Here is a 20,722-nt window from a genome sequence, read left to right as displayed (position 1 = left end):
CCGGGCTTGCCAATATCGGGCGGAGCGTTACGGCGAAAGGCTTTGCGGGGCGGTGGCAGGATCGCGCGGCATACGGCGGCGGATACCGGCGAATCGACGGCGGCCGGGCGTCGCACGCGAAAGCGCGCGATATGCATCGATTATCGGTTTCAACGGTCGGATAAACGTGAATATGAAAACGGGCAGCCGCGAAGGCTGCCCGTTTCACGGCATGCGGGGCGCGCCCGCATGCGCAGCTTCATGCGCCGTGGCGTTGCGCCTTGAACGCGAGCCGGAACCGATGCAGCAGCGGCTCGGTATAGCCGCTCGGCTGCGACGTGCCTTGCAGCGCGAGCGCGCAAGCGGCCTGGAACGCGGTCGACTGGTCGTAGCCGGGCGCCATCGGGCGATAGTTCGGGTCGCCGGCGTTCTGCTGGTCGACGACGCGGGCCATCCGCTTGAACACGTCGAGCACGAACGCCTCGGTGATCACGCCGTGGCGCAGCCAGTTCGCGATGTGCTGGCTCGAAATGCGCAGCGTCGCGCGATCTTCCATCAGGCCGACATCATGGATGTCCGGCACCTTCGAGCAGCCGACGCCCTGTTCGACCCAGCGCACGACGTAGCCGAGGATGCCCTGCGCGTTGTTCTCGACCTCGCTCAGGATCTCGGCCTCGCTCCACGCGGCGCGCTCGACGACCGGCACGGTCAGCAGCCCTTCGAGCAGCGCGTTGCGCTCGCTCGCGTACGGCGTCTTCTCGAGTTCCTGCTGGACGGCCTGCACGTCGACGAGGTGGTAGTGCAGCGCGTGCAGCGTCGCGGCGGTCGGCGACGGCACCCATGCGGTGTTCGCGCCGGCGCGCGGATGCGCGATCTTCTGCTCGAGCATCGCGTGCATCAGGTCCGGCATCGCCCACATGCCCTTGCCGATCTGCGCGCGGCCGCGCAGGCCGGCCGACAGGCCCGCGAGCACGTTGTTGCGCTCGTACGACTGGATCCACGCCGACGACTTCATGTCGCCCTTGCGGATCATCGGGCCCGCTTCCATCGCGGTGTGCATCTCGTCGCCGGTGCGGTCGAGGAAGCCGGTGTTGATGAACGCGACGCGCGCGGCAGCGGCGGCGATACACGCGGCGAGGTTCACGCTGGTGCGGCGCTCCTCGTCCATGATGCCCATCTTCAGCGTGTTGCGCGGCAGGCCGAACAGATCCTCGATGCGCGCGAACAGCGTGTCGGCGAACGCGACTTCGGCCGGCCCGTGCATCTTCGGCTTCACGATGTAGATCGAGCCCGTGCGCGAATTGCGCTTGGCCTTCAGGTCGTGCAGCGCGCACAGCGTCGTGACGACGCCATCGAGGATCCCTTCCGGGATTTCGTTGCCGTCGCGGTCGAGCACCGCGCCGTTGGTCATCAGGTGGCCGACGTTGCGCACGAACAGCAGCGAGCGGCCGTGCAGCGACAGCGTGCCGCCGGCCGGCGTCGTGTACTCGCGATCGGCGTTCAGGCGGCGCGTGAAGATCTTGCCGCCCTTCGCGACTTCCTCGACCAGCGTGCCCTGCATCAGGCCGAGCCAGTTGCGGTAGAGCTGGACCTTGTCGTCGGCGTCGACCGCCGCGACCGAATCCTCGCAGTCGATGATCGTGCTGACCGCGGCTTCGAGCACGACGTCCTTCACGTTCGCGAGATCGGCGCGGCCGATCGGCGTCGATGCATCGATCTGGATCTCGAGATGCAGGCCGTTGTGCTTCAGCAGGATCGCGGACGGCGCACCGGCCGCGCCCTGGTAGCCGACGAACTGCGCCGGCTGCGCGAGGTGCACGACGCCCTTCGCGGTTTCGACCGCAAGCTGGCCGTCCTGCACGCGGTAGCGCAGCGCATCGCGGTGCGAGCCGCTCGCGAGCGGCGCCGCGTTGTCGAGCACGTTGCGCGCGTAGTCGATCACGCGCTGACCGCGCGTGGGGTTGTAGGCCGCGGTGCGTTCGGCGCCGCCGTCTTCCGGCAGCGCGTCGGTGCCGTACAGCGCGTCGTACAGGCTGCCCCAGCGCGCGTTCGCGGCGTTCAGCGCATAGCGCGCGTTCGACAGCGGCACGACGAGCTGCGGGCCGGCCTGCGTGGCGATCTCGCTGTCGACGTTCGCGGTGGCTGCCGCGACGTTCGACGGGACCGGCACGAGGTAGCCGATTCGTTCGAGGAATGCGCGATACGCGGCATGGTCGCGTACCGGGCCGGGGTGCGCGCGATGCCACGCGTCGAGTTCCTGCTGCAGGCGGTCGCGTTCGGCGAGCAGCTCGCGGTTGCGCGGCGCGAGGTCGTGCACCAGGGCCGAGAAACCGCTCCAGAACGCGGCCTTGTCGATGCCGGTGCCCGGCAGCGCTTCGTTTTCAATGAACTGGCTCAGCGCTGGCGCGACTTGCAGTCCTGCTTGGTCGATCATCGTGAATCCTCCCGGGAAAAATGCGTGCGGCTTGGCTGGTTATTCCGCGACGCTTCGTGTGCCGGCGCGGGCGATCTGCGCGTCCTGTTCGGACTTTACGCCAGACACACCGATCGCGCCCGCTATCCGGCCGCCGACCGTGACCGGCACGCCGCCTTCGAGCAATCCCGTCAGCGGCGCGCTCAGAAACGCCGTGCGGCCACCGTTGATCATATCCTCATACGCCTTCGTCTCGCGACGGCCGAGCGCCGCCGCGCGCGCCTTGTCCTGCGCGATGGTGCTGCTGGCCGGCGATGCGCCGTTCAGCCGCGCGAACGCGAGCAGGTGGCCGCCGTCGTCGACGACGGCGATCGACACGGCCCAGCCGTGGCGTTCCGCTTCCGCGCGGGCGGCGGCGAGCATGCGCTCGGCATCGGCCAGTTCGAGTTCGGGTTTCATTTGCATGGCTTTCCTCCGGAATCGGCGGTCAGTTGACCAGCCGGTTGTCGACGAGCTCGATCCAGTGGCGCACGGGCGTGCGGCCCGCGCCGTTCAGATGAGTCTGGCAGCCGACGTTGGCGGTGACAATCAGGTCCGGCTGCGCGGCTTCGAGCGCATCGAGCTTGTTGTCGCGCAGGGTCGTCGCGAGTTCGGGCTGCGTCAGCGAATAGGTGCCCGCCGAGCCGCAGCACAGATGGCCGTCGGCGACATTCGTCAGATCGAAGCCGAGCCGCGTCAGGATGCTTTCGACCGCGCCGCCGAGGCGCTGCGCGTGTTGCAGCGTGCACGGGCAGTGGACCGCGACGCGCCGTGGCGTCGCATCGATGAGCGCGTCGAGCGGCTCGGCCGCGATCACTTCGGCAAGATCGCGCGCGAGTGCGCTGACCCGCCGCGCCTTGTCCGCATAGGCGGGGTCGGAGCGCAGAAGATCGCCGTACTCCTTCACGAACGCGCCGCAGCCGCTCGCGGTCAGCACGATCGCTTCCGCACCGGCCTCGATCGCGGGCCACCACGCGTCGATGTTGCGGCGCGCGCGGTGAAGGCCCGCGTCCTGCGCGTTCAGGTGGTATTCGGTCGCGCCGCAGCAGCCGGCTTCGCGCGCCGGGCTCACGCTGATGCCGAGCCGGTCGAGCACGCGCGCGGCGGCCGCATTGGTGTTCGGCGACAGCGACGGCTGCACGCAGCCTTCGAGCATCAGCACGCGTCGCACATGACGCACGGCCGGGCGCGGCGCGGCCGCGGGAACGGCGGCCGGGATCTTGTCCTGCAGCGTGCCGGGCAGCAGCGGGCGCAGCGCGCGGCCGACCTTCAGCAGCGCGGCGAACGTCGCCGGGCGCGGCACCACATGACGCAACCCCGCGCGCAGCAGGCGCTCGCGCGCGGGCCGTTGCACGCGCTTCTCGGCTTCCGCGCGGCCGATGTCGAGCAGCGTGTGATAGCGCACGCCGGACGGGCAGGTCGTCTCGCAGTTGCGGCATGTCAGGCAGCGGTCGAGATGTTGCTGCGTGCGTTCGCCGCATGGCTCGCCTTCGAGCAGTTGCTTGATCAGGTAGATGCGCCCGCGCGGCCCGTCGAGCTCGTTGCCGAGCACCTGGTAGGTCGGGCAGGTCGCATTGCAGAAGCCGCAGTGCACGCACGCGCGCAGGATCGCTTCCGCTTCGTCGGCCCGGGCGAGGGCCTTGCTTGCTTCGCTGAGATTGGTTTGCATCGGCGGATCGGGATCGGGTTCGCGTCAGAAATCGGCGTAGAGCCGGCCGGGATTGAAAATCGCGTGCGGGTCGAGCTGCGCCTTGAGCTGCCGATGCACGCGCAACAGCGCAGGCGGCAGCGGCTGGAACGGCTCCGGTGTCGTGCCCGACGTGAGGCAGGTCGCATGGCCGCCGCACTGCGCGGCGATGCGCTGCACGTCGGCCGGCTCGGCGTCGGTCTTCAGCCAGCGCTGTGCGCCGCCCCAGTCGACGAGTTGCGCGCCGGACCATGCGTCGAGCGGCGCGGCGGCCGGCACCGACACGCGCCACAGCGGGCGCGGATCGTCGAAGAACGGCAGCGACAGGTCGCGCAGACGTGCCCAGAACGCGTCGTCGCGGTCGTCCATCCGTTCGCCGCCGATCGTGTCGCGCGCGGCCTTCACCGAGCCTTCTCCGCCTTCGATCCGCACGCGCAGCACGCCATCCGCGTGGCACGCACCCGCGAGCGGCAGCCCCGCGCGACGCCACGCGGCGACGCGCTGCACGGCTTCGCTCGCCGTGAGCGTCAACGCGAGATCGCTGGTCGCGCGCGGCTTCGGCAGCACCTTCAGCGACACCTCGGTCACGACGCCGAGGCAGCCGAAACTGCCCGCGAGCAGCCGCGACACGTCGTAGCCCGCAACGTTCTTCATCACCTCGCCGCCGAAGCGCAGATGTTTCGCATGGCCGGTGATCACGCGGCAGCCGAGCACGAAGTCGCGCACCGCACCGGCCCAAGGCCGGCGCGGGCCCGACAGCGCCGCCGCGAACATGCCGCCGACCGTCGCCGCGCCGCCGAACGACGGCGGCTCGCACGGCAACATCTGGCCGGCCGCGTCGAGCATCGCGTCGAGATCGGCGAGCGGCGTGCCCGCGCGCGCGGTGATGACGAGCTCGGTCGGGTCGTACGACACGACGCCGCGATGCGTGCGCACGTCGAGCGTGCGGCCTTCGACCGGGCGGCCGACGAACGCCTTCGTGCCGGCGCCGCGGATGTGCAGCGGCTGGCGATCGTGGATCGCGGCGTCGACCTGTGCGACGAGCGCCGCGCTGTCGTCGATCGATTCGATGTCGCGTCGCATCAGAAGCGCTCCAGTTCGGGAAACGGCAGCTTGCCGTGATGAACGTGCATCGCGCCGAATTCGGCGCAGCGGTGCAGCGTCGGGATGTTCTTGCCGGGGTTGAGCAGGCGCTGCGGATCGAACGCGGCCTTCACAGCGTGGAAGAACGTGATTTCGTCGGCGTTGAACTGCACGCACATCTGGTTGATCTTCTCGCGCCCGACGCCGTGCTCGCCGGTGATGCTGCCGCCCGCCGCGACGCACAGCTCGAGGATCCTGCCGCCGAGCGCTTCCGCGCGGTCGAGCTCGCCGGGCCGGTTCGCATCGAACAGGATCAGCGGATGCATGTTGCCGTCGCCCGCGTGGAACACGTTCGCGACCGGCAGCCCGTATTCGGCGGACAGCGCGGCGATCCCTTCGAGCACGCGCGGCAGTTCGCGGCGCGGGATCGTGCCGTCCATGCAGTAGTAGTCGGGCGACATCCGGCCGACCGCCGGGAACGCATTCTTGCGGCCGGCCCAGAAGCGCTGGCGCTCGGCCTCGTCGCGCGCGACGCGAATCTCGCTCGCGCCCGCGTCGCGCAGCAGCGCGGCGACGCGGTCGGCGTCCTCGTCGACGTCGCTCGCCGCACCGTCGAGTTCGCACAGCAGGATCGCCTGCGCGTCGACCGGATAGCCCGCGTGGATGAAATCCTCGGCCGCGCGGATCGCGAGGTTGTCCATCATCTCGAGGCCGCCGGGGATCACGCCCGCGCCGATGATCCGCGCGACCGCGGCGCCCGCCTCGGCGACGTCGTCGAAGCTCGCCATCAGCACCTTCACGCTCGGCGGCTTGGGCAGCAGCTTCACGGTCACTTCGGTCACGATGCCGAGCATCCCTTCGGAGCCGGTGAACAGCGCGAGCAGGTCGAAGCCCGGCGCATCGAGCGCGTCGGCGCCGAGCATAAGCGTGTCGCCGTCGATCGTCAGGATCTCGACCTTCAGGATGTTGTGGACCGTGAGCCCGTATTTCAGGCAGTGCACGCCGCCCGCGTTCTCGGCGACGTTGCCGCCGATCGAGCACGCGATCTGCGACGACGGATCGGGCGCGTAGTAGAGGCCGTGTGGCGCGGCGGCCTGCGAGATCGCGAGGTTGCGCACGCCGGGCTGCACGCGCGCGATGCCGGCATCGGGGTCGATGTCGAGAATCCGGTTGAACTTCGCCATCACCAGCAGGATGCCTTTTTCGAGCGGCATCGCGCCGCCCGACAGCCCCGTGCCCGCGCCGCGCGCGACGACCGGCACGCCGTGCGCGGCCGCGACGCGCAGCACCGCGCGCACCTGATCGACCGCATCGGGCAGCACGACCGCGAGCGGCACCGTGCGGTACGCGGCCAGCCCGTCGCATTCGAATGGCTTGAGCGCCTCGCGTTCGTGCAGCACGTCGAGGCCGGGCGCCGCAGCGTGCAGCGCGGCGACGAGCGTGGCGCGGTCGACGGTCGCCAGCGGGCCGTCGATCCGTTCGTCGTAGATGAAACTCATCGTGTGTCTCCGTCTCCACCATGCAGGCGGCCGCGCGACGCGCGGCACGCCGGATGGCACGCATTCTTGGCGGGGCGCGCGGGCCTGTCCAGACGTCGCGAAGGTGGTCGTACCAGTTTTTTCGATGGCGCTGACCACGGGTTCTTCCCGGCTCGATGAAACCCAATCACGACAAGGCTTTGTGCGAAAATCGACGGCATCCGTCCAAAGTGGTCATACCAGTATGGAAATGCAGAATCGAGAGGGGCCGGCGCGGCGCGTGGCCGACGTCGTCGCCGAGCGGATCGAGCAGTTGATCGTCGACGGCGTGCTGAAGGCCGGTCAGGCGCTGCCGTCCGAGCGGCGGCTGACCGAAAAGCTCGGCGTGTCGCGCACGGCCGTGCGCGAAGGCATGAAGCTGCTGCACGCGCGCGGGATCATCGACACCGCGCACGGCAAGGGTTCGTTCGTCGCGAGCCTGACCCCGCAGCGCGCGATCACGCCGATGATGCATCTGCTCGGCTCGCAGCCGCGCACGCTGTACGACCTGTTCGAGGTGCGCGGGATGCTCGAGGCCGAGGCTGCCCGGCTCGCGGCGCTGCGCGGCACGCCGGCCGATTTCATCCTGATCCGGCGCCGCTACGAGGAAATGACGGCGGCCGATGCGCAGGATCTCGACCCCGCCGCGCGCGCGAAGCTCGACCACGCATTTCATCTCGCGATCTGCGAGGCCTCGCACAACCCCGTGCTCGTCAATACGCTGCAGTCGCTGACCGATCTGCTGCTCAGTTCGGTGTTCGCGTCGGTGAACAACCTCTATCACCGCGAGCCGCTGAAGAAGCAGATCGATCGCCAGCATGCGCGGCTCTACAACGCGGTCACGGGGCGGCTGCCCGATCAGGCGCGCAAGGCCGCGAGCGAACATATCCGTCAGTGCGTAGACTATCTGCGCGAGATCGAGCAGGAGGAACAGCGGCTCGTGCGTTCGACGTTGCGGCTCGAAGGGTGGACGTGAGCGGGCGGCAGTTCGCTTGCACGTTGACGTAAGTCATGCAGATTGCGCCGAAGACGCGGCGCCACGATCGAATATATCGCAATGTGATCTATTGGAACGGATGGCTTGTCATCGCTCGTGCATGTGAATGCAACACGCGCCGTGTACCGTCGAGCGTGATACGTCACCGGTCCCGATTCTGACAGGAGGATGCTGCATGTCGATTCCGACGCGTGGCGACGGGCACGACGCCCGCGCCGTCCAGATTCTGCATCGCCCCATCTGCGACCTGCTCGGTTGCACGTGGCCGATCGTCCTCGCGGGTATGGGCGGGGTCGCGCGTGCGGAGCTTGCGAGCGCCGTGAGCGCGGCCGGCGGCTTCGGTTTTCTCGGCATGGTGCGCGAGCCGGTCGCGCTGATGCGCAGCGAGGTTCAGCAAGTGCGCGCGGCGACGGATCGCCCGTTCGGCATCAACCTGATTCCCGCGTCGACGCCGCCCGATCTGCTCGATGCCCAGCTCGACGCATGCATCGAGTTGCGTGTGCCCGTCGTCGCGCTGTTCTGGGACGTGATGCCGGCCGTCGTGCGGCGCCTGCGCGACGCAGGCGTGTGCGTGGTGCATCAGGTGGGTTCGCTCGACGATGCGCGCGCGGCCGAGGCGGCCGGCGCGCAGGCGCTGATCGTGCAGGGCCGGGAGGCGGGCGGCCACGTACGCGGCGACCGGCCGCTTGCCGGATTGCTGCCGGACGTGATCGGCGCAGCGAACGTGCCGGTACTTGCGGCGGGCGGGATCGTCGACGGTGCGGGCGTGGCGGCCGCGATGGCGCTCGGCGCGCAGGGCGCGGTGATCGGCACGGCCTTCATCGCGACGCACGAATCGTTCGCGCATGCGTATCACAAGCAGCGCATCGTCGAGGCGCGCGAAGGCGATACGCTGCTGACCGACATCTTCCACATCAACTGGCCGCGCGGCGCGATGGTGCGCGTGCTGCCGTCGAGCGTGACGCGCGGCGAACGCGGCGATCCGTTCGGCGACGCGCGCACCGTGATCGGCGACGAGGAAGGGCGGCCGATCTACCTGTTCAGCACCGATTCGCCGCTGCGCACGATGACCGGCGATTTCGAGGCGATGGCGCTGTATGCGGGCACGGGTGCGGGGCGAATCGATGCAATCGAGATGGCCGGCGACGTGCTGCACCGGATCGTCGCCGGTGCGGCCGCGATGCTCGACAAAGGCGGCACGGCGCCGTCGGCCGCTGCTGTCGACGAACGCGAACAAGGACGCCGCGCCGCGTTGCTGGCTGCGCTCGACGAATTGCTGGAAGCCGAGCGCGCGGGCGCGCGCGTCGCGTCCGAGACGGCGGCCGAGGTGACCGACGATCCCGAACTGCATCGGCTGATCGCCCATATCCGCCAGGACGAGGCGCACTGGTGCAGTGTGCTCGTCGACGCGATCCGCTCGCTCGATGCGGTCCCGACGCGCGCGACCGGCGCGTTTTACGAGAAGGCGATGGCGATCGACGATCTCGCGGAGCGCATGGCGTTCCTGAATCGCGGCCAGCGCTGGGTCGTGCGCAAGCTGCAGACCTTGCTGCCGACGCTCGCCGATCGGGATATGCATCACGCGCTGTCGCTGATGCTGGTGGCGCACGAGAAGAATATCGGGACGGTGGATGGGCGGTTGCGCGGCGGCGCGGATGGGGCGCAACCGGCGCGCTAACCGCTAGAATTGCGGTTTTCGTCCGGAATACGTCCATGTCTTTTGCCTCGCTTGGCCTGATCGAGCCGTTGCTGCGTAATGTGCAGGGCCTCAATTACCAGACACCCACGCCGGTGCAGGCCAAGGCGATTCCCGCCGTGCTCGGCGGCAAGGACGTCATGGCCGCGGCGCAGACCGGCACCGGCAAGACGGCCGGCTTTGCGTTGCCGCTGTTGCAACGGCTGGTGCAACACGGCCCGGCGGTGTCCAGCAACCGTGCGCGCGTGCTGGTGCTGGTGCCCACGCGCGAACTGGCCGAACAGGTGCTGCAAAGCTTCGTCGAGTACGGCAAAGGGCTCGATCTGAGGTTTCTGGCCGCCTACGGCGGGGTGAGCATCAATCCTCAGATGATGAAGCTGCGCAAGGGCGTGGACGTGCTCGTTGCCACGCCGGGCCGCTTGCTCGACCTCAATCGCCAGAACGCCGTGCAGTTCGATCAGGTGCAGACGCTGGTGCTCGATGAAGCCGACCGCATGCTGGATCTCGGCTTCGCGCGCGAACTCGATGCGGTCTTTGCCGTGCTGCCCGCCAAGCGCCAGACGCTGCTGTTCTCGGCCACGTTCTCCGATGAAATCCGCACGATGGCGGCGGGCATCCTGCGCAGCCCGGTCGATATCAGCGTCAGCCCGCCCAACGCCACCGCGAGCAAGATCAAGCAATGGGTGGTGCCGGTCGACAAGCGGAACAAGCCCGATCTCTTCCTGCACCTGGTGGCCCGGAACAAGTGGGAGCACGCGCTGGTATTCGTCAAGACCCGCAATGGCGTCGATTATCTGGCGGTCATGCTGGAGAAAGCGGGCTATGCGGTCGATACGATCCACGGCGACAAGCCGCAACCCGCGCGTATGCGCGCGCTGGAGCGTTTCAAGGCGGGTGAAGTGCAGATGCTGGTCGCCACCGATGTGGCGGCGCGCGGGCTGGATATCGACGATCTGCCGCTGGTGATCAACGTCGATCTGCCGATCGTCGCGCAAGACTACGTGCACCGTATCGGCCGCACCGGCCGCGCGGGCGCCAGCGGTGTGGCGGTGTCGCTCGTGTGCGCCGATGAAGCGCCGCAACTGGCCGCGATCGAGGCACTGATCCGGCAGACGCTGCGGCGGGAAGAAGAGCCGGGTTTCGAAGCCGAACACCGCGTGCCGGAAACCAGCGCGACGGGTCAGATCATCAAGAAGCCGAAAAAGCCGAAGAAGCCCAAGGTGCAGCAAGCCGTGCCGGTCGCCAAACAAGGGCCGGGCAAGAAGCCGCATGCGCAAGGTGGCGAAGGCAAGCGCAAGGCTGCGGCGCCGCATGCGACGGCCACGGGTGCCGGTAAGGGCCCGGACTACACCATCGGTAGCCCGTTCAGCGCGCAGAAGCCGCGTGGCAAGCCGGCTGCGGGGAAGGTTGCCGGCAAATCCGCCGGCGGTCGCGGCAAACCCGGCAAACCGTCGAGATAGACTGAATCCTTCCGGTTCAACGTACCCGATACGATTGAACCGTCCGACGAGTGAACGAATACGGGCGGTTCGGAACAGCGCTGCCGTTTTCTCGTCAACGACCTAATGAAACCGCCCGCGATAGAGGTTTCGCGGCGCGACCGACGATATGCGATGACTGAAGTGAGAGATGGAATGACGACGACATTCGACGAGGCGACAACGGCGGCGATCGCCGCGTTTGCCCAACTGGATTTCTACACCGCTGTGCAGGCAATGCGCGCCGAGGCTGATTATGACCATGAACGAGACAAGTGGATCTCGCGCTATATCGACGAGCACGGCGGCGGCGTGGACGATGCAGAATACGACGCCTTGCACGCGCGGGCAGAGGCCACCCCGGAATACGCGGAGTTCATCGATGGGGTCCGGCGCGAAATCCTGGAATACTTCGAGGTGACCGACGATCAGCTGGATTGCATGGTCGTGCTGCGCCATGACGACAGCGATGAGCTTTGGGCGGAAGTCAACCGGCAGCGCAGCGCGCTGGGAACCGGTGAAGTGCGCGGAGATCTCTGACCAGGCCCGTCATTCGTCGGTAGGTTGGGTGCGCCATTTGAACGTCGGCTCCGCAACAGGTATCGGACACGCCTGTCACTCAATCTTCTCGCGCAAGTCGTAGCAAGATATCGGCGAGGGCCCGAATTTTCGGTTGTGCCGCACGTTGGGGCGGATAGACGAGGAAGTAGGAAAGGCCGTCTTCCGCCACATCCTCGAACGGTGTCACGAGCGATCCGGCACGGAGTCGGTCTCTCGCCATTCGCGGGTCGCCGATTGCAATTCCGTGTCCTTCCATCGATGCCGCGAGCGTCAATTCGAGGGTATCGAATACGAGCCCACGTCCCGCATCGATCTGGCGTGCCCCAACGTGATCGAGCCAGCATCGCCACTCTGCGCGGCTGGGCCCGGGATGGAGCAAATCGACATGCGCAAGGTCGGCTACGGATCGCAGCGATGTCGCCAATGCCGGCGCGCACATCGGCGTGAGCCTCTCGGGAAACAGCCGTACTGCTTCCATACCGGTCCACTGTCCCGTGCCTCGCACGATGATGGCGTCGACGTCGGACGTCGTGAAATCCGGCGTGTCGTCCGCGGATGTGGAAATACGCAGCTCCGTCCCGCTCATCGCACGATGAATGTCCGGCAGCCGCGGGAGCAACCAGCGAACGGCGAACGTGGACGGCAACTTCAACGTGAGCACCGAGGTCGCCCGTGCATGGGAATCCGCGTGCTGGACCAATTGCGTGAGCACGTTGACCGCGACCATCAGCAGTGCATTGCCTTCTGGCGTCAACGTCAGCCCCGATACATGGCGCACAAACAATGCGCATCGATAATGCGTTTCCAACTGCTGTATCTGGCGGCTCACTGCCCCTTGCGTGCGGCATAGATGATCCGCGGCCTTGCTGACGCTACCCAGCTGCGCCGCCGCGACGAACGACTGAATCGCGGCCAGCGGCGGCAGCGGCCGCGTCAGGTCAGCCAGCGGATATGCATGCGCCGCATACCCGGGTTGCAAATTTTTCGATTGTCCGGTCATCGGTGCCTCGCTATCGTGCGTCTGCCGGATGCCCTGTTCTTGCGAATGAACGGGGTTGTCAACGAATGATCGGAGGATAATTTTGGGCTCAACGTCGGAATCACTCTACACGGAACAGGTTCGCGCTTACCTTCGGGAGCTGGAGCGAGGCGATGTCGGCGCCATCTGCGCGCTATTTACGCCGGACGCGCGGATTTTCTCGCCATTTCTTGGCTGGATGCATCCGGGGCCCTTCTTTTCGAAGGTCGCTGCCGCATCGGGAGAAAGCAAGATTACACCGATCGACATCTGCGTCAGCACGAGTGGGGCTCGACGTGCGACAGGTTACTTCATCTACGACTGGGGCCTGAAAGACGGTTCGGTGGCGCGCTTCGAGTGCGTCGACGTGTTCGAGTTCGACACCGCGGGGCTCATCGAACGGATGGTCATCGTCTACGACACCCATCCCATTCGCAGTACCGTCGGCGACAAGTACGCGTAGCCGAATCGCTGTCGTTCGATACCGAAGGCTGGCGTTTGCTGAGGGCGGCTGCGCATGACGCCAAACTTCCGCGCACGCCCAGGCTTGCCAGCCGACATCCACCCAACCCGGCGAAGCATGAAAAAAAGCCCGCCGAAGCGGGCAACCTCACGATGCGGAGGGGGAGATACGAAGACGCGGCCGGCGCGCGTTCAGCCTTTCGTCGCGCCGAACGTGAGCCCGGCGACGAAATGCTTCTGCATCGCGAAGAACATCGCGACCGACGGCAGCGCGGCGAGAATCGACCCGGCCGATACGAGATTCCACGACGTCGTCCATTGCCCCTTCAGCGCCGCGACACCCGCCGTGATCGGCGCCGCCTCGTCGCCTTGCGTGAGACACAGCGCCCAGAAGTAATCGTTCCACACGAACGTGAACACGAGAATCGCGAGCGCGGCCAGCGCCGGCCGGATCAGCGGCAGCACGATTCGCCAGAACACCGTCCATTCGCCCGCGCCTTCGATGCGCGCGGCCTCGATCAGCTCGAACGGCAACTGCTTGATGAAGTTGCGCAGGAACAGCGTGCAGAAGCCGGTCTGGAACGCGACATGAAACAGGATCAGCGCTTCGACGGTATTGAACACGCCGAGCCGCAGCGACAGGTCGCGCACCGGAATCATCAGCACCTGCACCGGCACGAAGTTGCCGGCGACGAACGTGCCGAACAGCGCGGTATTGCCGCGAAACCGGTAGGTGGCGAGCGCGAAGCCGGCCATTGCCGCCAGCGCAATCGAGCCGATGACCGAGGGCACGGTGATCTGCACGCTGTTCCAGAAGTAATGCAGCATCGGCGACGTGGTCAGTGCGTCGCGATAGTTCTCGATCATCGCGAAGCGGCGCGGCCAGCCCCAGTAGTGACCTTCGACGAGTTCCTCGGTCGAGCGCACCGACGTGACGAACACCGCGATCATCGGCAGCAGCCAGACGAGCAGCGCGACGGGCAGCGACAGCTTGTACAGCCTGCGCGATACCGGCTTCCAGTGGGCAACGGGTGTCGGAAACATGATGAGTGAACTCCCGAAAGGTCACTGCTCGTTGCGCAGCATGCGGCGCAACTGGAACACGATGTAGACGAGCATGATCGCGAACAGCACGACCGCGATCGACGCGGAATAGCCGAGCCGGTAGTACTTGATCGCCTGGTCGTACATGTAATACGCGAGCACGGTCGAGCTTTCGAACGGGCCGCCGCCCGTCATCACCGAGATCAGGTCGAAGCTGCGCAGCGCGCCGATCACCGTGACGACGATCGCCATGAAGGTGGTCGGCCGCAGTTGCGGCAGCACGACGTGCCACAGCAGCGCGAAGCCGCGCGCGCCTTCCATCCGCGCGGCCTCGATCTGTTCCGGATTGACCGACGTGAGGCCGGTCAGGTACAGGATCATGCAGTACGCCGTTTGCGGCCACAGCGCGGCGAACACGATGCCGAACGTCGCATAGCGCGCGTCGCCGAGCACCGGGATGCCATGCCCGGCGAGCAGCGCAAGCAAGCCGAAGGTCGGATCGTAGAACCACGAGAAGATCAGCCCGACGACCACGCCCGACAGCACGAACGGCGCGAAGAACAGCGACTTCACGAGCCGGATGCCGCCGACCGCCTGGTTCAGGTACAGCGCGAGCGCGAGGCCGAGCGGCGGCGCGAGCATGAACAGCACGAGCCAGATCACGTTGTTGCGCAGCGCCGTGTAGAACGTCGGCGCGTGCAGCAGCTCCGCGTAGTTCGCGAGACCGACGAAGGTGCGCTCGGTCATCCCGTCCCAGTTGTAGAGGCTCAGCCACAGCGTCGACAGGATCGGCCAGATCACATAGACGGCAACCATCGCGCAGGCCGGCGCGAGAAAGAGCCACGCGGCGCGCCGTTGCCGCCGCACGGCGGGCGACGGGCGGCGCGCGGGCAGCGTGGTGGCGGATGAGCCGCGCGGCGGCGGCGCGGTGCCGGCGGGCGGGGGGGACGCGATCGGACTGGACACGGCAAGCCTCCTGAACGGACACGGCGGCGCGCGGCCGCCGGTGGGGTCACGCGGTCACTTCTTGTAGATCCGCTTGCGGGTCTGTTCGAGCTGCGCGAGCACCGTATCGAGCTGCGCGGGATTCGCGAGGAACTGCTGCATGCCCTTCATCCCTTCGTCGGCCATTTCCTTGGTCATGTCGCGATCGTAGAACTGCGCGACGCCGCCCTTCGTGTCGGCGAGGATCCGGAAGCCGATGCGCGAGATCGGATCGGCCGGCTCCGGCGACTTGCTGTTGGCCGACAGCGAGCCGAGCCCTTCGGCGAGCTTCGCGCCCATCTCGGGCGTTTCGACGAACGCGAGGAACGTGTGCGCGTCGGCCTTGTTCTTCGCCTTGGCCGGGATGTGCAACGATTCGACCGGGCCGTCCTCCGCGGTCGGCACCTTCGGGTCGATGATCGGGAAGCGGTAGTAGCCCATTTCCTGCTTCACGTTCGGCGGGAAGCCCGCCGCGATGAAGGTGCCCATCAGCATCATCGCGGCCTTGCCCTGGAACAGGAACGGCTGCGCGCCGTCGAGATCGTAGGACAGTGCGTTGTCGATGAAGTAACCGGCATCGATCAGCGATTTCCAGGTCGTGTAGACCTTCTTCACGCGCGGGTCGGTGTACGACACGTCGCCGGCCATCAGTTGCTGGTGGAACGCGTTGCCGTTCAGCCGCAGGTCGAGATAGTCGAACCAGCCGGCGAGCGTCCACGCGTCGCGGCCGCCGATCGCGACCGGCGTGATGCCTGCGGCCTTCAGCTTCTTGCACGCATCGAGAAACTGGTCCCACGTCTTCGGTTCGTCGGCGATGCCGACCTTGCGGAACAGGTCCTTGCGGTAGAACAGCCCCCACGAGTAGTAGACGGTCGGCGCCGCGTACTGCTTGCCGTTGTACGACGATGCGCTGCGCGTCGACGCGTACATCGCGTCCCAGCCGTTCTTCGCCCAGTCGCCGCTCAGGTCCTCGAACAGCCCGCGCTTCGCGTAGTACGCCATCCGCTCGCCCGCGTGCCAGTTCACGACGTCCGGCGCGACGGTCGTGAGCCAGGCGGGGAGCTGCACCTTGTACGCTTCCTCGTCGACGAAGGTCGGCTTCACGTCGATGTCGGGATGGGCCTTGTGGAACGCTTCGATCGTCGACTGCCACACGGCGCGCTGGCTCGCGCCCTTGAACGCGATGTTGATCGTCAGCGTGCCGGCATCGGCGGGCGCCGTCATGCCGAGCGATGCGAAGGCGACGGCGGCGGCCGTGGCGAGCCGGGCGGCGGCGCGAAGGGGGCGATGTGTCATGGTGTCTCCAGTCCTGTGTGTCGTTGTGCGTGACCGGCGCGTCGCGGCGCCGGTGGAGGGGTTACGAACGGCTTCGATACACGGCGACGCCTTGCGGCTCGACCTGCGCGGCGCCGACCACGAACGCGGACGGCGGCACCGCGTCGATCGTGTGCGGTGTGCTCGCGTAGTTGAACACGTAGGTCAGGCCGCCGCGCCGGCTCACGCGTACGCCGTCGGCGAGCGGCGTCGGCGCGAGGCCCGCTTCGGCCGCGACGTCGGCGAACAGGCGCACGGTGGTCGCATCGTCGAACAGCGCGGCCCAGTAGTGCAGCGTACCGTGCGAGATGCAGGCCGGATGACCGTCGGCGAAGCGCGCGTGCACGACGCTGCGCGTGTCGTCCTGCAGCTCGACGAGATCGCGCCAGTGACGCGCTTCGCCCGCGAGCGGCGCGCCGTCGCGCAACGTGCCGTCGATTCGTTCGATCACGTTCGGCCGCAGCGATTCGGCGCGCCACACACGCACCGGCAGGATCGACGCGAGCGGGCCGGGCGGCAGCGCCGGCGGAATCTGCAGGTCGGCGGTCTTGGAGCCGGTGCGCGGCCCGAACACCGCGTGGGCGCCCGACGCGGCGAGCCGCGACGCGAAATCGTCCGGCACGATCGGCAGCGGCGGCACGACGACGAGGCGATAGCCGTCGAGCGGCGCGTGCGCCGACACGATGTCGACGTCGAGGCCGAGCGAGCGCAGCGCCGAGTAGTACTCGAACGCGAAACGCGGGTAGTGGAAATCGGCGCCCTGCGGCTGCACTTCGAACAGCCACTTCGCCTCGTAGTCGAAGACCAGCGCGACCGGTGCGCGCACCGGGCCGTCTGCGTCCGCGTCCGCGCCGGCGTCGTGCACGGCCGCGATCTCGCGTGCGACGCGCTGCGCTTCACGGCCGCCTTCGTCGAGCTTGTCGTCGGGGGTGTGCAGGCCCGCGTGCATCTGTTCCTGCGCGAACGGCGCCTGCCGCCAGCGGAAGTACGACACGCAGCCGGCGCCGTGCGCGAACGCTTCCCAGCTCCACAGCCGCACCATGCCCGGCAGCGGCGCCGGGTTCCAGTGCGCCCAGTTCACGGGGCCCGGCTGCTGTTCCATCACCCAGAACGGCAGCTTCGACATGCCGCGGTACAGGTCGTGATTGAACGACGCGAAATCGGGATGGCCGGTGCGCAGCCAGCGCGCCTTCACGTCGGGCGCGAACCACAGCTCCTCGAGTGCGCCGAGCGGGTAGCTGTCCCACGTCGCGACGTCGAGGTCGCGCGCGACTTCGTAGTGATCGAACTCGGTGAACAGCTGCATGAAGTTGTGCGCGACCGGCCGGCCCGGCGAGTGCGCACGGATCACGTCGACCTGCATCCGGTGATAGCGCGCGAGCTCGTCGGACGCGAAGCGTCGGTAGTCGAGGCGATGCGACGGATGGGCTTCGGTCACGGTGCCCACGGGCGCATCCACTTCGTCGAAGTGACGATACTCCATGCTCCAGAACACGGTGCCCCACGCGCGGTTCAGCGCGTCGATCGTGCCGTAGCGCGTCTGCAGCCACGCACGGAAGCGCACGAGCGCGGCCGGCGAGTAGCTGACGACGGTCTGGTGGCAGCCCAGCTCGTTGTCGGTCTGCCAGTAGCGCACGGCCGGGTGGCGGCCGTAGCGTTCGGCGACCGCCGTGCAGATCTGGCGCGACGCTTCGAGATAGGTCGGCGACGAGAAATCGTAGTGGCGGCGCGAACCGAACGCGCGCGGCCGGCCGTCGGCGCCGATCGCGAGGATGTCGGGATGGCGGTCGACCAGCCATTTCGGCGGCGTGGCGGTCGGCGTGCACATCACGATCTCGAGACCGGCCGCGCCGAGCACGTCGACCGCACGGTCGAGCCAGCCCCAGTCGTATTCGCCCGGCGACGGCTCGATGCGGCTCCACGCGAATTCGGCGATCCGCACCTGCGCGATGCCGAGCGCTTTCATCCGGCGGGCGTCGTCGGCCCACATCGATTCCGGCCAGTGTTCCGGGTAGTAGCAGACTCCGAGGCGCATGCCGATCCTTATGCGTAGTGGTGAACGTGGACGTCGGCGCACGCGGGCACCGCGCGGCCGTCTTCGGTGAACAGATGGCAGGCCGCGGCCGGCGCATGCACGTGCACGCGTTCGCCGCTGTGCACCTGCGCGTCGCCAGGCACCTTCGCGATCAGCGGCGTCGCGTCGGGCTGGCCGCACGGATCGAGGTGCACGTAGGTCTGCTCGCCCAGGCGTTCGACGAGCGCGACGTCGCGCGCGAGCGTCGTCGCGTCGGGCGCGGCGCCGAGCGTCAGGTGTTCGGGGCGGATGCCGAGCGTCACGGCGGCGCCGGCGCCGAGCGCCGAGCCGTCGCGCGGCAGCACGAAGATTTCGCCGGACGGCACGAGCGAGACGGTCGTGCGATGCGCGTCGCACGCGGTCACGACGGCCGGCAGGAAGTTCATGCGCGGCGAGCCGATGAAGCCCGCGACGAAGCGGCTGGCCGGGTGATGGTAGAGGTCGAGCGGCGCGCCGACCTGCGCGATGCTGCCGTGCTGCGCGGTATCCGCGCCGGCGTGCAGCAGCACGATCTTGTCGGCGAGCGTCATCGCCTCGGTCTGGTCGTGCGTCACGTAGACGACGCTCGCGCGTTCGAACTGCCGGTGCAGCCGCGCGATCTCGATGCGGGTCTGGCCGCGCAGCGCCGCGTCGAGATTCGACAGCGGTTCGTCGAACAGGAACACGCCGGGCTCGCGCACGATCGCGCGGCCGATCGCGACGCGCTGCCGCTGGCCGCCCGACAGCGCCTTCGGCTTGCGCTCGAGCAGCGTGTCGAGCTGCAGGATCCGCGCGGCGTCGCGCACCTTCCGGTCGATCTCGGCCTTCGGCACGCGCGCGATCTTCAGCCCGAACGCCATGTTCTCGTACACCGTCATGTGCGGAAACAGCGCGTAGCTCTGGAACACCATCGCGACGCCGCGCTCGGCGGCCGGCACGTCGTCGACCCGGCGGCCATCGATCGACAGCTCGCCCGCGCTCAGATCCTCGAGCCCGGCGATCATGCGCAGCAGCGTCGATTTCCCGCATCCGGACGGCCCGAGAAACACGCAGAACTCGTGCGCGCCGATCTCCAGATCGACGTCGCGAATGACCGGCGCGTGCTCGCCATAGGCTTTTTGCACGCGTCGCATCGAGATGCTCGCCATTGTCTCCGCTCCATGTTTTAATGCGCCATACTGCGTGATTAAGCGCTTAATCACCGCGATCAAAAAAAGAGGCGATGCGATCGCGGCCGAGTCGCACCCGTCGGTCGGGCGGCAAGGTGTGCGGCGATAGTGCGCCGCTTCGGTGAGCGAAGCAAATACTGGATCGACGTCTCATATAGTGAGCAAGCGATGGCAACACTGGATGAAGTGGCGCGCCGCGCCGGCGTGACGGCCGCGACGGTATCGAACGTGCTGCGCGACCGCGGCCGGGTCGGCGACGCGACGCGGGCCCGGGTGCTCGAAGCGGTCGACGCGCTCGGGTATCGGCCGCATCTCGCCGCGCGGGCGCTGGCGGAAGGGCGTGCGCCGACGGTCGCGCTGATGGTGTCGAGCATCGCGAACCCGTTCTATCCGGAGTTCGCGCTGGCGGTCGAGCGTGCGGTGCGCCGCAACGGGCAATTCCTGATCGTCTGCAATACGAACGAGGATCCGTTGCAGGGGCGCGCGTATCTCGACCAGATCGCCGGCACGATTTCCGAGGGGATTCTCGTGACCAATGCGAACCTGCACCTGCCGGATCTGCTCGACGTCGCGCGGCGCGGCGTGCCGGTCGTGCTGTGCCTGTGGGAGCGGCCCGACGCGCCGCCCGACGGATTGCCATGCGTGGCCATCGATTTGCGCGAAGCGGGGCGGATCGCGACGCGGCATCTGCTCGAACTCGGACACGAGCGCATCGGTGTGATCGTCGGCGGGGCGGCGAGCGGCGTGCAGGCGGCGCGCTATGACGGCTTCGTCGACGTGATGCGCGAAGCGGGGCTCGACGCGTCGATCGTCGCGGCCGATCACGATTCGATCGAGGGCGGCGTGCGCGCGGCGGGCCGGCTGCTCGATGCGCATCCGCGGCTGACCGCGCTCGTCGCCACCAACGACCTGCCGGCGATCGGCGCCATGCACGCGGCAGCCGATCGCGGCAGGCGCGTGCCCGACGATCTGTCGATCGTCGGCATCACCGACATCCATCTCGCCCGCGACACGCGGCCCACGCTGACGACCGTCGCGATCCCCACCGCCGAAGCGGCCGGAATCGCGGTCGAATTGCTCAACGCGCTGCGCGAGGCAGGTGGCCGTTTCGACGATGCGTCGCGCGTGCGGACAGCATCGGTGCCGCGGCTGGTGGTGCGCGGGACGACCAGCCGCGTGCGGAGTGAGCGCGCGCCGCGGTAAAGATCGCGCGGGGCGGCGCCGAGTG

At 67.9% G+C, this 20,722-nt stretch carries 17 protein-coding genes; 6 read left to right on the top strand and 11 right to left on the bottom strand.

The genetic code is table 11. The features are described 5' to 3' along the window. Window positions 1–238 precede the first annotated feature (238 nt). From CFB46_RS19065 to glcD, 5 genes are read right to left on the bottom strand one after another with little or no spacing between them, the layout of a single operon-like run. Window positions 239–2,413, bottom strand: coding sequence for a malate synthase G (locus CFB46_RS19065; protein ID WP_089500844.1), 2,175 nt, complete (start codon window positions 2,411–2,413; stop codon window positions 239–241). A gap of 39 nt (window positions 2,414–2,452) precedes the next feature. Beyond that, window positions 2,453–2,857, bottom strand: a complete 405-nt coding sequence (locus tag CFB46_RS19060; protein ID WP_089500843.1) for a GlcG/HbpS family heme-binding protein — start codon at window positions 2,855–2,857, stop codon at window positions 2,453–2,455. 22 nt (window positions 2,858–2,879) lie between these two features. Continuing rightward, entirely contained in the window at window positions 2,880–4,100 is a 1,221-nt protein-coding gene (glcF, locus tag CFB46_RS19055; RefSeq protein WP_089500842.1) for a glycolate oxidase subunit GlcF, read from the bottom strand. Window positions 4,101–4,124: 24 nt separating this feature from the next. After that, window positions 4,125–5,201 carry a glycolate oxidase subunit GlcE gene (gene glcE / locus CFB46_RS19050; protein WP_089500841.1) on the bottom strand — a complete coding sequence of 359 codons (1,077 nt, stop codon included), beginning with the start codon at window positions 5,199–5,201 and terminating at the stop codon, window positions 4,125–4,127. Continuing rightward, window positions 5,201–6,700 carry a glycolate oxidase subunit GlcD gene (gene glcD / locus CFB46_RS19045; RefSeq protein ID WP_089500840.1) on the bottom strand — a complete coding sequence of 500 codons (1,500 nt, stop codon included), beginning with the start codon at window positions 6,698–6,700 and terminating at the stop codon, window positions 5,201–5,203. Before glcD ends, glcE begins: the two co-directional genes overlap by 1 nt. 223 nt (window positions 6,701–6,923) lie before the next feature. Between glcD and glcC the strand changes: the two genes are divergently transcribed. The 4 genes from glcC to CFB46_RS19025 all read left to right on the top strand — a co-directional run bounded on the left by glcC (window position 6,924) and on the right by CFB46_RS19025 (window position 11,429). Next, complete coding sequence (gene glcC / locus CFB46_RS19040; protein ID WP_027781777.1) at window positions 6,924–7,694, top strand: transcriptional regulator GlcC; 771 nt, start codon at window positions 6,924–6,926, stop codon at window positions 7,692–7,694. A gap of 196 nt (window positions 7,695–7,890) precedes the next feature. Continuing rightward, the gene (locus CFB46_RS19035; RefSeq protein WP_089500839.1) at window positions 7,891–9,393 is read left to right on the top strand and encodes a nitronate monooxygenase; all 1,503 of its coding nucleotides are present in this window, start codon (window positions 7,891–7,893) and stop codon (window positions 9,391–9,393) included. Window positions 9,394–9,428: 35 nt separating this feature from the next. Continuing rightward, window positions 9,429–10,871, top strand: a complete 1,443-nt coding sequence (locus CFB46_RS19030; protein ID WP_089500838.1) for a DEAD/DEAH box helicase — start codon at window positions 9,429–9,431, stop codon at window positions 10,869–10,871. 174 nt (window positions 10,872–11,045) lie between these two features. Next, window positions 11,046–11,429, top strand: a complete 384-nt coding sequence (locus CFB46_RS19025; protein WP_089502252.1) for an ATP-dependent protease — start codon at window positions 11,046–11,048, stop codon at window positions 11,427–11,429. Between the two features lie 79 nt (window positions 11,430–11,508). On the opposite strand, the gene CFB46_RS19020 is transcribed toward CFB46_RS19025, so the two are convergent. Continuing rightward, a complete protein-coding gene (locus tag CFB46_RS19020; RefSeq protein ID WP_027781773.1) occupies window positions 11,509–12,450 on the bottom strand; it encodes a LysR substrate-binding domain-containing protein in 942 nt (313 codons plus the stop codon). An 82-nt stretch (window positions 12,451–12,532) separates the two neighbouring features. Between CFB46_RS19020 and CFB46_RS19015 the strand changes: the two genes are divergently transcribed. Next, a complete protein-coding gene (locus tag CFB46_RS19015) occupies window positions 12,533–12,931 on the top strand; it encodes a nuclear transport factor 2 family protein (protein ID WP_027781772.1) in 399 nt (132 codons plus the stop codon). Window positions 12,932–13,122: 191 nt separating this feature from the next. Here the strand turns inward: CFB46_RS19015 and CFB46_RS19010 are convergent, their stop codons facing one another. The 5 genes from CFB46_RS19010 to CFB46_RS18990 form a co-directional block, all read right to left on the bottom strand. Next, window positions 13,123–13,974 (bottom strand): carbohydrate ABC transporter permease, encoded by an 852-nt coding sequence (locus CFB46_RS19010; RefSeq protein WP_027781771.1) that lies wholly within the window; start codon window positions 13,972–13,974, stop codon window positions 13,123–13,125. A gap of 21 nt (window positions 13,975–13,995) precedes the next feature. After that, window positions 13,996–14,940 (bottom strand): carbohydrate ABC transporter permease, encoded by a 945-nt coding sequence (locus CFB46_RS19005; protein ID WP_089500837.1) that lies wholly within the window; start codon window positions 14,938–14,940, stop codon window positions 13,996–13,998. 54 nt (window positions 14,941–14,994) lie between these two features. Next, window positions 14,995–16,254, bottom strand: coding sequence for an ABC transporter substrate-binding protein (locus CFB46_RS19000; protein WP_089500836.1), 1,260 nt, complete (start codon window positions 16,252–16,254; stop codon window positions 14,995–14,997). Window positions 16,255–16,315: 61 nt separating this feature from the next. Then, complete coding sequence (locus tag CFB46_RS18995) at window positions 16,316–18,307, bottom strand: beta-galactosidase (RefSeq protein WP_089500835.1); 1,992 nt, start codon at window positions 18,305–18,307, stop codon at window positions 16,316–16,318. Window positions 18,308–18,315: 8 nt separating this feature from the next. Next, window positions 18,316–19,473, bottom strand: a complete 1,158-nt coding sequence (locus CFB46_RS18990; protein ID WP_089500834.1) for an ABC transporter ATP-binding protein — start codon at window positions 19,471–19,473, stop codon at window positions 18,316–18,318. Window positions 19,474–19,662: 189 nt separating this feature from the next. Here CFB46_RS18990 and CFB46_RS18985 point away from each other — a divergent pair, with 189 nt between their 5' ends. After that, window positions 19,663–20,697: a LacI family DNA-binding transcriptional regulator gene (locus CFB46_RS18985; RefSeq protein ID WP_089500833.1), complete on the top strand. Its 1,035-nt coding sequence runs from the start codon at window positions 19,663–19,665 to the stop codon at window positions 20,695–20,697. Window positions 20,698–20,722: the final 25 nt, after the last annotated feature.

This window comes from Burkholderia sp. HI2761, assembly GCF_002223355.1.
GTDB lineage: Bacteria > Pseudomonadota > Gammaproteobacteria > Burkholderiales > Burkholderiaceae > Burkholderia.
The sequence above is the reverse complement of the archived record's forward strand: the minus strand, read 5'-3'. Positions and strand labels throughout refer to the sequence as shown.

Bases quoted from the DNA above. Each gene is read 5' to 3' on its own strand.
- CFB46_RS18995 (WP_089500835.1), bottom strand. From the start codon at position 18,307: ATGCGCCTCGGAGTCTGCTACTACCCGGAACACTGGCCGGAATCGATG.
- CFB46_RS19010 (WP_027781771.1), bottom strand. From the start codon at position 13,974: ATGTTTCCGACACCCGTTGCCCACTGGAAGCCGGTATCGCGCAGGCTG.
- CFB46_RS19020 (WP_027781773.1), bottom strand. From the start codon at position 12,450: ATGACCGGACAATCGAAAAATTTGCAACCCGGGTATGCGGCGCATGCA.
- CFB46_RS18985 (WP_089500833.1), top strand. From the start codon at position 19,663: ATGGCAACACTGGATGAAGTGGCGCGCCGCGCCGGCGTGACGGCCGCG.
- glcC (WP_027781777.1), top strand. From the start codon at position 6,924: ATGGAAATGCAGAATCGAGAGGGGCCGGCGCGGCGCGTGGCCGACGTC.
- glcE (WP_089500841.1), bottom strand. From the start codon at position 5,201: ATGCGACGCGACATCGAATCGATCGACGACAGCGCGGCGCTCGTCGCA.
- glcD (WP_089500840.1), bottom strand. From the start codon at position 6,700: ATGAGTTTCATCTACGACGAACGGATCGACGGCCCGCTGGCGACCGTC.
- CFB46_RS19030 (WP_089500838.1), top strand. From the start codon at position 9,429: ATGTCTTTTGCCTCGCTTGGCCTGATCGAGCCGTTGCTGCGTAATGTG.
- CFB46_RS19035 (WP_089500839.1), top strand. From the start codon at position 7,891: ATGTCGATTCCGACGCGTGGCGACGGGCACGACGCCCGCGCCGTCCAG.
- CFB46_RS18990 (WP_089500834.1), bottom strand. From the start codon at position 19,473: ATGGCGAGCATCTCGATGCGACGCGTGCAAAAAGCCTATGGCGAGCAC.
- CFB46_RS19060 (WP_089500843.1), bottom strand. From the start codon at position 2,857: ATGCAAATGAAACCCGAACTCGAACTGGCCGATGCCGAGCGCATGCTC.
- CFB46_RS19025 (WP_089502252.1), top strand. From the start codon at position 11,046: ATGACGACGACATTCGACGAGGCGACAACGGCGGCGATCGCCGCGTTT.
- CFB46_RS19065 (WP_089500844.1), bottom strand. From the start codon at position 2,413: ATGATCGACCAAGCAGGACTGCAAGTCGCGCCAGCGCTGAGCCAGTTC.
- glcF (WP_089500842.1), bottom strand. From the start codon at position 4,100: ATGCAAACCAATCTCAGCGAAGCAAGCAAGGCCCTCGCCCGGGCCGAC.
- CFB46_RS19000 (WP_089500836.1), bottom strand. From the start codon at position 16,254: ATGACACATCGCCCCCTTCGCGCCGCCGCCCGGCTCGCCACGGCCGCC.